Here is a 12,930-nt window from a genome sequence, read left to right on the forward strand (position 1 = left end):
TTGACATATCAGCAGGCACTTGCATTTGTAGAAGAAACAAAAAAATATGGCAGTATATTAGGACTGGACAGTATCCGGGCACTGATGAAAGAATTGGGCAATGTGCAGGAAGACTTATCTATTATTCACATTGCAGGAACTAACGGAAAAGGTTCCGTTGGAGCAATGCTTCAGGCAGTATTGGAAGAAGCCGGCTTAAAGGTAGGCAGATATAGTTCCCCGGCAGTCTTTTCCTATCGGGAAATCTGGCAGATAAACGGAAAAGCAGTTTCCGAAGAAGCATACGCTGCCTTGATGGAAAAAGTAAAGACAGCCTGTCTTACACTGACAGAAAAAGGACTTCCGCATCCAACCTCCTTTGAGGTAGAGACTGCAGCAGCGTTTTTATACTTTAAAGAAGAAGCCTGTGATGTGGTGTTATTGGAAACCGGCATGGGGGGAAGAGAGGATGCAACCAATCTGATTACCCATCCCATTTGCAGTGTCATTACTTCTATCAGCATGGATCATATGCAGTTCCTGGGAAATACGTTATCAGAGATTGCATCTGCAAAGGCTGGAATCATAAAAGAGAACTGCCCGGTGGTATCTGCCTGGCAGGAAGATGTTGTGAAAGAGGTTCTTGTCAAGGAGGCAGAGCGGCTTAAAGCACAGCTGTACCAGCCGAGGAAGGATGCCATAAGAAATCTTTTGTATGATATGAATGGAATGCAGTTTGATTATGTAAGAGAAAATAATTCACAGTGGAAGATAAAGCTTCCGCTGACCGGAGCCTATCAGGCAGCCAATGCAGCCTGTGCGCTTAAAGTAATAGAAGTATTGAAAGAGAAAACATTTCCGCAGCTTACCTTATCTGTGATACAAAATGGCTTTCAGAAGGTCTGCTGGAATGGACGTTTTGAACGTGTTTTAGAGGAACCATTATGCATTCTGGATGGTGCCCATAATGAGGGCGCAGCACTGCAACTTGCAAAAACGCTGGAAAACTGTTTTACAAATCGTAAGATAACCTATATAATAGGGGTGCTTGCTGATAAGGCGCATGAGAAGATTTTAAAGATAATGCGTCCTTATTCGGAAACTGTATATGTGGTAACGCCGCATAATGGCAGGGCACTTCCGGCAGAGAAGCTGGCGGAGGAAGCGAAGGCAGCAGGCTATCAAACAGTAATAACAGAACCTTTGATTGAAGATGCGGTAAGACATGCAATTGCTGAGAGCTCGAGAGAAGATGTGGTGCTGATATTTGGCTCCCTGTCATATCTTGCAGAGGCAAAGCAGGCTGTCATACAGTATCGGGAAGGACAGAAGAATGATAGATAAAGAGAAAGTGGAAGCAGGAGTACGGCTGATATTAGAAGGCATTGGCGAAGATGTGAACCGGGAGGGCTTACTTGAGACTCCGGATCGTATTGCACGGATGTATGAAGAAATCTTTGGCGGAATGGACATGGATGCCGCAGAGCCTTTAAAGAAAAGATTTCATGCCAGCAACAATGAGATGGTACTGGAAAAAGATATTACATTTTATTCCACATGTGAACACCACATGCTGCCATTTTATGGAAAAGCCCACGTTGCTTATATTCCAAATGGAGAAGTAGTCGGCATCAGCAAGCTGGCAAGAACCGTGGAAATCTATGCAAGACGGCTTCAGATTCAGGAGCAGCTTACGGCACAGGTGGCAGATGCACTGATGGAACAGTTAAAACCGAAGGGTGTTATGGTTATGATGGAAGCAGAGCATATGTGCATGACCATGCGCGGAATCAAGAAACCGGGCAGTAAAACAGTAACATATGTAACCCGTGGAATCTTTAATGAGGATGAGCGTCTGGTAAATAAATTTTTCCAGATGGTGCGTTAGATATGGTGATGAAATGGAATATGTAGTAAGACTTTTGCATCAGGAGCAATACCGGGAAAACGTAAAGAAAATTGCCCGTCTGGAAGCGGACAGAATCTATTGCAGACATAATATGGAACATTTTATGGATGTGGCACGGCTGGCACAGATTCGCAATTTAAAGGAGCAGCTTGGTTTGGATGAAGAGATGATATATCTTTATGCCCTGCTTCATGATATCGGTCGTATGAAAGAATATGAACAGGGAATCTCTCATGCAGCGGCATCTGCCGAATTTGCAGGAGAGATTTTTGCGACTATAGGCTATCCGAAGGAAAAAGGAGCTATCATCTGCCAGGCAATTCTGGCTCACCGCAGGGAGACCTGCAGTGAGCTGCACGGGGAGAAATTATGGCAGACAGCATTTACACAGCTTATGAAATGGGCGGATAAGGCATCCCGTATGTGCTTTGCCTGTGAAGCAGCAGACAGCTGCAAGTGGAGTGAAAAAGAGAAAAATAAACCGGAGACCTGGTTTTAAGCTGCCAGGCATCCGCAAGAAGCTGTTGGTAGCAGGTTCTACAGACAGCATAAAAGGAGAAGAAAAATGAGAATAGGCAATCGGACATTTGACACAGCAAATCATACTTATGTAATGGGAATCTTAAATGTAACACCGGATTCTTTTTCGGATGGGGGAAGTTATAACCAGTTAGACCTTGCATTAAAGCATGTAGAAGAAATGATGGAACAGGGAGCAGATATCATCGATGTGGGTGGAGAATCCACAAGACCGGGTTATACAAAGATTTCTGATGAAGAAGAAATTGAGCGTACTGTTCCGGTGGTAGAAGCAATTGTAAGCCGTTTTGATGTGCCGGTTTCCGTAGATACCTATAAAAGTAAGGTGGCAGAGGCTAACCTTGCGGCAGGAGCACATCTTTTAAATGACATCTGGGGACTGAAAGCAGATGATAAAATGGCTGGCGTGATTGCAAAATATGATGCCGCATGCTGTCTGATGCACAACCGCAACGAAGCAGATTATAAGAACTTTATGGAAGATATGAAAAATGATTTACGGGAAACATTACGTCTTGCAAAGGAAGCGGGGATTCGTGAAGATGGTATTATGACAGACCCGGGTGTAGGATTTGGCAAGACTTATGAGAATAATTTAGAAGCTATCCGATGCGTGGGAGAACTGAATGAACTGGGCTATCCGGTGCTGCTTGGCACATCCCGGAAGTCGGTAATCGGTCTGACGCTGGATGTTCCGGCAAAGGAACGCGATACAGCCACAGCAGTAACCAGTGCTTATGCCGTATGGGCACATTGCGGATTTGTCCGCGTACACAATGTGCGTGCCAATGCAGAGGCAATTAAGATGGCAGAAGCAATCAGGGATGGAGGATTACATGGATAAGATTATCATAGAAAATCTTGAACTATTTGCAAATCATGGAGTGTTCCCGGAGGAGACAAAGCTTGGACAGAAGTTTCTAATCAATATGGAACTTTATTTACCAACCAGAAAAGCAGGATATTCGGATGATTTGACAGAATCGGTAAATTATGGAGAAGTCAGCCATTTTGTAACAGAATTTCTGACGACACATACCTATAAGCTGATTGAAGCTGCAGCAGAGCAGACAGCACGGGCAGTGTTATTGCATTTTCCATTGATTCAGAAATTAAAATTTTCCATACATAAACCATGGGCACCGGTGGGACTGCCTTTATCAGATGTGGCGGTGGAAATAGAACGGGGCTGGCATAAGGTATATCTTGCCTTTGGCTCGAATATGGGTGACCGGAAAAAATATATTGAAGATGCCGTTGAAGAACTGCGGAATTTAGAAGACTGCAAGGTAGGAAAGGTATCTGATATCCTCGAGACAGAACCTTATGGCGGCGTGGCAGAAGGCGCATTTTTTAATGGATGTCTGGAACTTCGAACCCTGTATACACCGGAAGAATTATTGGAGAAGCTTCATGCCATAGAAGCTCATGGCAACCGGGAGCGTAAGATGCGCTGGGGCTCAAGAACGATAGACCTTGATATTTTATTTTATGATGATGAAGTGATATCTACCCCGGAACTTACGATTCCGCATATTGATATGGCAAACCGCCTGTTTGTGTTAGAACCGCTATGTGAAATCGCACCATATCTCTGGCATCCGGTGTTAAAAAAGACGGTGCTTCAGATGAAACAGGAACTGAAGGGCAGAAAAGACATTGTTTTATTTGATTTGGATGGAACCATTACCAATTCCAAGGAAGGAATAACAAAGTGTGCCCAGTATGCCCTAAAGGCATATGGTATTGACGAACCGGATGCAGATAAGCTTGAATTCTTTATCGGACCGCCACTTAAAAATACTTTTATGGAACATTATGGCATGGATGAAGAGACCGCAGTAGCGGCAGTAGCCAAGTACCGGGAACGCTATCATCCAACCGGTATCTTTGAATGCAGCCTTTTTGATGGTGTTGAGGATGCTTTGAAATCTCTCAAGCGAAAAGGCTATCGTATCGGACTGGCATCCAGCAAGCCGGAAGAATCCTGCCGGCGTATTTTGGAGCATTTCCACATCCTCTCCTATTTTGATGAAGTGGTGGGAGCCACAATGGATGGCAGAATAGACAGCAAATATGAGGTGTTGCAGGAAACGATAAAGCGGATGCATATTTATGATACTACCGAGGCAGTATTGATTGGAGATACCAGATTTGATGTATCAGGAGCCAAAGAAGCACATATGGACTGCATCGGCATCACTTATGGATTCGGAACGAAAGAAGAGTTGCAGGAGGCTGGTGCAAAAGCAATCTGTGACAGTATTGAGGAGGCGGCAGAATATATTGAAAGATTATAAGCTACTTCGCATCTGGGAAGTGATTTATCCCATTGGTATTTATTTTGTAGTAACCAACGTTGTGATGTTTGTGTTAAATATCATCCATGCAATGACCAATGAAAATTATATGATTTATCAGATTATTGCAACGGTGATAGCATTTCCCTTTATCTATGCTTTCTATCGGAAAGAGGATGGCGGGAAAATGGCAAATCTGCTACGAACCTTTTTATTTGCAGCAGCCGCAGGCTTATTTGGTGTAGTGTTAAATAATCTTATCGGATATACCGGCTTAAAAGAAACATCGCAGAGCTATCAGGAAGTAAGTGCTGCATTTTACGGCAGCAGCCTGGCATTGGAAATACTTGGAACCTGTATCATAATTCCGTTCTTAGAGGAACTTCTTTACCGCGGCATCGTTTACCAGCGTTTGAAAGCGCTTTTGGGAGTGAAGACAGCAATTGTATTATCGGCAGTAATATTTGGAGCCATGCATTTTAATCTGGTGCAGTTCTTATATGCCACAGCGGTAGGACTCTTGCTGGCAGTCATCATGGAACAGGAAGGGCTTGGCGCAGCCATGGCAGCCCATATGGTAACGAATCTGGTATCTGTACTTCGAAGCGAGACAAAGCTGTTTCATTTCATGGATGCATCCATGACGGGAAGTGTCATATGCACCGTGGTGGAGAGCGTGCTGATTGTGGTGTTATTGCTGCTGGCTTTCCGTAGTGGAAAAGAGAAGTAAAGAGCAGATACACTCAAAACCTTCCTAAGAAATTCCAGAATAACTGAGAAACAATTCAGACACAATTTAAAATAGCAGGCAAATTCAAAAGGCTTATGAAAAAATATTTTCAACAAAAAACGCGTTGAATTGTTTTGATAAGCCTTTTTTATATGCAAAAAAATGATAAATATAAATACAATAAAAGAATATAAAATGAATTGTCGAATAATCAGACAATAGTAAGAAAAAAACTATTGCAAAGTATATTACGCTGGGTGTAAACTTAGTTCAGAAAATAAAAGCACTTTAAAGCAGCAGAGTGCAGGTAACAAAGTAAGACAGAAAATAAAGAGAAAGCAGAAAGGGAACGATTATGACAGAACAGTGGAATGAAAGTACAGCAGTAGCACAGGGTATGTATAATCCAAATTTTGAACATGATAACTGCGGTATCGGAGCTGTGGTAAACATCAAAGGTATCAAATCCCATGCGACGGTAGAAAATGCTTTAAAAATCGTAGAGAACTTAAAGCACAGAGCTGGTAAGGATGCAGAAGGAAAAACCGGTGACGGTGTTGGTATTCTGCTTCAGGTATCACACAAATTTTTCTCCAAGGTAGCAAAGGAATCAGATATTGAACTTGGTGGAGAAAGAGATTACGGTGTCGGAATGTTTTTCTTCCCACAGGATGAGCTGAAACGGAATCAGGCAAAGAAAATGTTTGAGGTTATCGTGGAAAAGGAAGGAATGAAATTCTTAGGATGGAGAAAAGTTCCGACTGACCCGGATAAACTGGGACAGAAAGCAGTAGACTGTATGCCATATATCATGCAGGGATTTGTAAGACGTCCAGCTGAAGTAGCCAAGGGGCTTGATTTTGACCGCCGGCTGTATGTGGCAAGACGGGTATTCGAGCAGTCCAATGATGACACTTATGTAGTATCCCTTTCCAGCCGAACCATCGTATATAAAGGAATGTTTTTAGTAGACCAGCTGCGTCAGTTCTTTGCAGACCTTCAGGATAAAGATTATGAATCTGCAATTGCAACCGTACACTCCAGATTCTCAACCAACACCAATCCAAGCTGGGAGAGAGCACATCCGAACCGTTTCATCGTACATAACGGAGAGATTAATACCATCAAAGGTAATGCAGATAAGATGCTTGCCCGTGAAGAGACCATGGAGTCCGAAGAACTGAAAGGGGAACTGCAGAAAGTCCTTCCGGTTATTAATTCCGAAGGTTCTGACTCAGCAATGTTAGATAATACCTTAGAGTTCTTAGTAATGAGTGGAATGGATTTACCACTGGCAGTTATGATTATGATTCCGGAGCCATGGGCAAATAACAATACCATGTCCCAGAAGAAGAAAGACTTCTATCAGTACTATGCAACCATGATGGAGCCGTGGGATGGACCAGCCTCCATTCTTTTCTCAGATGGAGATGTCATGGGAGCTGTTCTTGACCGTAATGGATTAAGACCTTCCAGATATTATATTACCGATGATGACCAGCTGATTCTTTCTTCCGAGGTCGGAGTACTTGATATTGATCCGACCAAGATTGTTGTAAAAGAAAGACTTCGTCCGGGTAAAATGCTCTTAGTAGATACCATCCAGGGAAGAGTCATCAATGATGATGAATTAAAAGAGTATTACGCAAGCAAACAGCCTTATGGTGAATGGCTTGACCGTAACCTGATTAAACTGGAGGATTTAAAGATTCCAAATCAGCGTGTTCCGGAATATACCAAAGAAGAGCGTCAGAGAATGCAGAAAGCATTCGGTTATACTTACGAATCACTGCGTGAAGCAATCCTTCCGATGGCATTAAACGGAGGAGAAGGAACTTCTGCAATGGGTATTGATACTCCGCTGGCAGCACTGGCAGGAGACCATCAGCCACTGTTTAATTATTTCAAACAGTTATTTGCACAGGTAACAAACCCGCCAATTGATTCCATTCGTGAGAAAGTGGTTACATCCACTACCGTATATATCGGAGAAGATGGTAACCTGCTGGAAGAAAAGGCAATTAACTGTCAGGTATTAAAGGTAGATAACCCGATTCTTACCAACACAGATTTGATGAAAATTAAAAATATGAAAGTAGAAGGCTTCAAGGTTGTGGTTCTTCCTACTACATATTATAAGAATACAAGCCTGGAAAAAGCATTGGATCATTTGTTTGTAGAAGCAGACCGTGCATACCGTGACGGTGCAAATATCCTGATTCTTTCCGACCGTGGCATTGATGAGAACCATGTGGCAATCCCATCCCTGCTGGCAGTATCCGGTTTGCAGCAGCATCTGGTAAAGACCAAGAAGAGAACTGCAGTTGCCATGATTCTGGAATCCGGTGAACCAAGAGAAGTACATCATTTTGCAACATTGCTTGGTTATGGTGCCTGTGCAATTAACCCATATCTGGCACAGGATACCGTAAAGCAGTTAGTAGACGAGCATATGTTAGACAAGGATTACTATGCAGCAATCCATGATTACAATCAGGCAATTATCAGTGGTATCGTAAAAATTGCTTCCAAAATGGGTATTTCAACCATTCAGTCTTATCAGGGTTCTAAGATTTTTGAGGCAATTGGTATTGACTCTGCAGTGATTGATAAATATTTCACAAATACCGTAAGCCGTATCGGTGGAATTACACTGGAAGACATTGCAAAAGACGTAGATACTCTGCACTCTGCAGCCTATGACCCATTGGGATTAGAGACAGACCTTACTTTAGACAGCAAGGGACGTCACAAGATGAGAAGCGGAGCGGATGTTCACCTTTATAATCCGGCAACCATCCACCTTTTACAGGAATCAACCAAACGTGGAGATTACAACCTTTTCAAACAGTACACAGACCTTGTAAACAGCGAAGAGCGTGATGCTAATATTCGTGGACTGATGGATTTCAATTTCCCGAAAAAAGGTGTTCCGATTGAAGAAGTGGAAAGCGTAGATTCTATTGTAACAAGATTTAAAACAGGAGCGATGTCCTATGGTTCTATATCCAAGGAAGCCCATGAAACACTGGCAATTGCCATGAACCATTTACATGGTAAATCCAATACCGGTGAGGGTGGAGAAGATCCGGACCGTATCGCAAGTAAACATACAAGCTTAGACAGATGTTCTGCGATCAAGCAGGTAGCGTCCGGCCGTTTTGGTGTAACCAGCCGTTACTTAGTCAGTGCAGAAGAGATTCAGATTAAGATGGCACAGGGTGCAAAACCTGGTGAAGGTGGACACCTTCCGGGCAAGAAAGTTTATCCTTGGATTGCAAAGACAAGACTTTCCACGCCGGGTGTATCCTTGATTTCGCCGCCACCTCATCATGATATCTACTCCATCGAGGATTTGGAGCAGTTGATTTACGATTTGAAGAATGCCAACCGTGATGCAAGAATTTCCGTAAAACTGGTATCAGAAGCAGGCGTTGGTACAGTCGCAGCCGGTGTTGCCAAGGCAGGAGCACAGGTAGTATTGATTTCCGGATATGACGGTGGTACCGGTGCAGCACCAAGCAGTTCTATCCATAATGCAGGACTTCCTTGGGAACTTGGACTTGCAGAGACACACCAGACTCTGATTATGAACGGACTTCGTAATAAGGTAAGAATTGAGACAGACGGTAAGCTGATGAGCGGCCGTGATGTAGCGATTGCTGCATTACTTGGAGCAGAAGAGTACGGATTTGCAACTGCACCGCTGGTAACCATGGGATGCGTGATGATGCGTGTATGTAATCTGGATACCTGCCCTGCCGGAATCGCAACACAGAATCCGGAGCTTCGGAAACGTTTCGCGGGAAAACCGGAATATGTAGAAAACTTCATGCGGTTTATTGCAGAAGAATTAAGAGAAATCATGGCGAAGTTAGGCTGCCGTACCATTGATGAAATGGTAGGAAGAAGTGACCTTCTCCGGGTAAGAGAGGATTTGACAGACCGGGAAAAAGAAATCGACCTTTCCAAGATTTTGAATAACCCGTTTGCAGGACCAAAGGAGAAAGTTACATTTGATCCAAAACATGTATACGATTTCGAACTGGAGAAGACCAAGGACGAAACTGTACTGTTAAAACAGCTTTCTTCTGCACTGGATAAGAAACAGAAGAGAAGCATTGATGTAGAAGTAAGCAATACAGACCGTTCCTTTGGTACCATCTTTGGTTCCGAGATTACAAAGAAATATGACGATACTTTAGAGGAAGATACCTTTATCGTAAAATGTACCGGTGCCGGCGGACAGAGCTTTGGCGCATTCATTCCAAAGGGACTTACCTTAGAACTGGTAGGAGATTCCAACGATTACTTCGGAAAAGGACTTTCCGGTGGAAAACTGGTTGTCTACGCTCCGGCAGGTGTGAAATATAAGAAGGATGAAAATATCATCATCGGTAACGTAGCACTTTACGGTGCAACCAGTGGTAAAGCATTTATCAGTGGTGTGGCAGGAGAACGTTTCTGCGTACGAAATTCCGGAGCTTCTGCAGTAGTAGAAGGTGTCGGTGACCATGGATGTGAATACATGACCGGTGGCCGTGTGGTTATCCTTGGTAAGACTGGTAAAAACTTTGCAGCCGGAATGAGCGGTGGTATCGCTTATGTATTAGATGAGGACAACGACCTTTATACCAGAATCAATAAGGAAATGGTATTCTCAGAAGAAGTCGGAAACAAATACGATGTTATGGAATTAAAAGATATGATTAAAGAGCACGTAGCTTTGACCAATTCTGAAAAGGGAAAAGAAATCTTAGATAACTTCAGCGAGTATCTGCCGAAGTTCAAGAAAGTAATTCCATACGATTATAACCGTATGTTAATGGCAATTGTTCAGATGGAAGAAAAAGGATTGTCTTCTGAACAGGCACAGATTGAAGCATTTTATGCGAATACAAGAAATTAAGGAGGGGACGCAAAATGGGAAAACCAACAGGATTTATGGAATATGACAGAGAGAATGCAGCAGCGGTTGCACCAAAGGAGCGTATCAAGAACTTTAACGAGTTCCATACCCCTCTCTCAAAAGAGAAACAAAGAGTACAGGCAGCACGTTGTATGAACTGCGGCGTGCCGTTCTGCCAGGCTGGTATGAATATCATGGGAATGACCAGCGGATGTCCGCTGCATAACCTGGTACCGGAGTGGAATGACCTTTTGTATACCAACAACTGGGAGCAGGCATATAACCGTCTGACCAAGACCAACAACTTCCCGGAATTTACCTCAAGAGTATGTCCGGCACTTTGTGAAGCAGCCTGTACCTGTGGACACTGGGAAGACCCGGTAACCTGTAAGGCAAATGAGCATGGAATCATTGAAAATGCCTATGAAAAAGGATATGCTGCAGCAAAACCTCCAAGAGTCCGTACCGGAAAGAAGGTTGCAATCATCGGTTCCGGTCCTGCCGGACTTGCAGCAGCAGACCAGTTGAATAAAAGAGGACATTCCGTTACCGTATTTGAAAGAGATGACCGTGTCGGTGGACTTTTGATGTATGGAATCCCGAATATGAAGCTGGAAAAATGGGTTATTGACCGTAAGATTAATATAATGAAAGAAGAGGGTGTCGAGTTTATTACCAATACCAATGTTGGAAAAGACATCAAGCCGGCAAAACTCTTAAAAGAATATGACCGTGTCATCTTAGCCTGTGGAGCAAAGAATCCAAGAGACATCAAAGCTCCGGGCAGAGATGCAGAAGGCATTTACTTCGCAGTAGATTTCTTAAAGGCAACTACCAAGAGCCTTTTAGATTCCGAACTTAAAGATAACAAATATATTTCTGCCAAGGGAAAGAAAGTAGTTATCATCGGTGGTGGAGATACCGGAAATGACTGTGTCGGAACTTCTATCCGTCACGGCGCAGCCAGTGTCATCCAGCTTGAAATGATGCCAAAAGCACCGGATGAGCGTGCAGAGAACAACCCATGGCCGGAGTGGCCAAGAGTCTGCAAGACAGACTACGGTCAGGAAGAAGCAATTGCCATGTTCGGTTCCGACCCTCGTATTTACCAGACAACCGTAAAAGAGTTCTTAAAAGACAAGAACGGTAAGCTCTGCGGATTAAAAACCGTAAAATTAGAGGGCAAAAAGGATGAAAAGACCGGACGGATGCAGATGGTGGAAGTACCGGGCTCCGAAAGCAAGTTAGATTGTGATCTGGTTCTGATTGCAGCAGGCTTCCTTGGAACAGAAGATTACATTGCCAAAGCATTCGGCGTAGACTTAAATGCCAGAACCAATGTGGCAACAGAAGCCGGTCATTACAAGACCAACGTGGAAAATGTCTTTACCGCAGGAGATATGCATCGTGGACAGTCTCTTGTAGTATGGGCAATCCGTGAAGGAAGAGAAGCAGCCCGTGAAGTAGACGAAAGTCTGATGGGATATTCTTATCTTTCCGTACAGTAATGAAAATTACAATATAATGATAGAAGAAAGTCGTCTGACTATGGTGACGCCGGAAGGTGAGCTGTGGCAGGCGGCTTTTTTGAATTTACGTTAGCAGCGAGAGAAAATCACAAAGAGTGTTTCCCGTAGTTGACATATCTTGTATCCGGGGCATACAATAATCCTTGTGACAAAAAGAGCGAGAAGAAAACAGCGAAAGGACATAAAGAGAATGAGCAGGAAAGCAGTATTTTTTGATATTGATGGAACATTGTGGGACGAGCATTTTGTGATACCGGAGAGCACAAAGGAAGCAATCCGGATGCTGCGGGAAAATGGACATCTGGCATTTCTCTGCAGCGGAAGAACCAGAGCATTTATTCAGGATGAAAGATTGCTGGCACTGGGATTCGACGGAATTGTGGCAGGCTGCGGTACCTGGATAGAGATGGATGGAAAAACACTTTTTTATAAAAAATTAGAACAGGAATTGATAGAGGATACCATACATATATTAAAAGAGTATGGAATTCCTACGGTATATGAGGGAAGCCGGAATTTGTATATGGATCTGGAAGAATTTGAAGAAGACCCTTATGGCTTGAGACTAAAAGAGACATTGGGAGAGGATTTGCTGCCGGTAATGGGAAATGAAGCAATTATGGAAATCAGTAAGTTTTCCTGCTCCACACCGGATGATGCTTATCTTAAGGTACTTTCCCATCTGGAAGAGAATTTCACACCGCTGGTGCATGATGCGGCATGCGCAGAGTTTATTCCAAAAGGATTTTCCAAAGCGTCCGGCATCGAAAAAACCTGTGAACTTCTTGGTATTGAGAAAGAAGATACCTATGCATTTGGAGACAGTATCAATGATGTGGAAATGTTAAAGCATGTGCAGCATGGAATTGCCATGGGAAATGGCACCAAAGCAGCAAAAGAAGCAGCGGATTATATCACAGCACCATTGCACGAAGACGGCATTTATAAGGGATTGGAGCATTTTGGACTGATTTCATAAACAAATCTAAAAAAAGTATTAAATCGTTACAAATTGAAGAAAGTGAGAAAACGAG

The 12,930-nt window shown here is 43.3% G+C and carries 9 protein-coding genes; all 9 read left to right on the forward strand.

What is annotated here, in order from left to right:
- Positions 1-1,323, forward strand: a complete 1,323-nt coding sequence (locus DWW33_RS04685) for a bifunctional folylpolyglutamate synthase/dihydrofolate synthase (RefSeq protein WP_118638946.1) — start codon at positions 1-3, stop codon at positions 1,321-1,323.
- Complete coding sequence (folE, locus tag DWW33_RS04690; RefSeq protein ID WP_118638947.1) at positions 1,313-1,867, forward strand: GTP cyclohydrolase I FolE; 555 nt, start codon at positions 1,313-1,315, stop codon at positions 1,865-1,867. The genes DWW33_RS04685 and folE overlap by 11 nt, the downstream gene beginning before the upstream one ends.
- Before the next feature lie 13 nt (positions 1,868-1,880).
- Positions 1,881-2,387, forward strand: coding sequence for an HD domain-containing protein (locus DWW33_RS04695; RefSeq protein WP_118638948.1), 507 nt, complete (start codon positions 1,881-1,883; stop codon positions 2,385-2,387).
- Positions 2,388-2,453: 66 nt separating this feature from the next.
- Positions 2,454-3,272: a dihydropteroate synthase gene (folP, locus tag DWW33_RS04700; RefSeq protein ID WP_117840851.1), complete on the forward strand. Its 819-nt coding sequence runs from the start codon at positions 2,454-2,456 to the stop codon at positions 3,270-3,272.
- A complete protein-coding gene (folK, locus tag DWW33_RS16200; RefSeq protein WP_330419796.1) occupies positions 3,265-4,728 on the forward strand; it encodes a 2-amino-4-hydroxy-6-hydroxymethyldihydropteridine diphosphokinase in 1,464 nt (487 codons plus the stop codon). The genes folP and folK overlap by 8 nt, the downstream gene beginning before the upstream one ends.
- Positions 4,715-5,458 carry a CPBP family intramembrane glutamic endopeptidase gene (locus DWW33_RS04710; protein ID WP_158577454.1) on the forward strand — a complete coding sequence of 248 codons (744 nt, stop codon included), beginning with the start codon at positions 4,715-4,717 and terminating at the stop codon, positions 5,456-5,458. The genes folK and DWW33_RS04710 overlap by 14 nt, the downstream gene beginning before the upstream one ends.
- 355 nt (positions 5,459-5,813) lie before the next feature.
- Complete coding sequence (gene gltB / locus DWW33_RS04715; protein WP_118638950.1) at positions 5,814-10,367, forward strand: glutamate synthase large subunit; 4,554 nt, start codon at positions 5,814-5,816, stop codon at positions 10,365-10,367.
- 14 nt (positions 10,368-10,381) lie between these two features.
- Positions 10,382-11,875 carry a glutamate synthase subunit beta gene (locus tag DWW33_RS04720; protein WP_117698470.1) on the forward strand — a complete coding sequence of 498 codons (1,494 nt, stop codon included), beginning with the start codon at positions 10,382-10,384 and terminating at the stop codon, positions 11,873-11,875.
- Between the two features lie 211 nt (positions 11,876-12,086).
- Positions 12,087-12,875 (forward strand): Cof-type HAD-IIB family hydrolase, encoded by a 789-nt coding sequence (locus DWW33_RS04725; RefSeq protein ID WP_118638951.1) that lies wholly within the window; start codon positions 12,087-12,089, stop codon positions 12,873-12,875.
- Positions 12,876-12,930 lie beyond the last annotated feature (55 nt).

This window comes from Roseburia sp. AF15-21, assembly GCF_003479505.1.
Taxonomy (GTDB): Bacteria; Bacillota; Clostridia; order Lachnospirales; family Lachnospiraceae; genus Roseburia_C; species Roseburia_C amylophila.

Bases quoted from the DNA above. Each gene is read 5' to 3' on its own strand.
- folE (WP_118638947.1), top strand. From the start codon at position 1,313: ATGATAGATAAAGAGAAAGTGGAAGCAGGAGTACGGCTGATATTAGAA.
- DWW33_RS04695 (WP_118638948.1), top strand. From the start codon at position 1,881: ATGGAATATGTAGTAAGACTTTTGCATCAGGAGCAATACCGGGAAAAC.
- folP (WP_117840851.1), top strand. From the start codon at position 2,454: ATGAGAATAGGCAATCGGACATTTGACACAGCAAATCATACTTATGTA.
- folK (WP_330419796.1), top strand. From the start codon at position 3,265: ATGGATAAGATTATCATAGAAAATCTTGAACTATTTGCAAATCATGGA.
- gltB (WP_118638950.1), top strand. From the start codon at position 5,814: ATGACAGAACAGTGGAATGAAAGTACAGCAGTAGCACAGGGTATGTAT.
- DWW33_RS04720 (WP_117698470.1), top strand. From the start codon at position 10,382: ATGGGAAAACCAACAGGATTTATGGAATATGACAGAGAGAATGCAGCA.
- DWW33_RS04725 (WP_118638951.1), top strand. From the start codon at position 12,087: ATGAGCAGGAAAGCAGTATTTTTTGATATTGATGGAACATTGTGGGAC.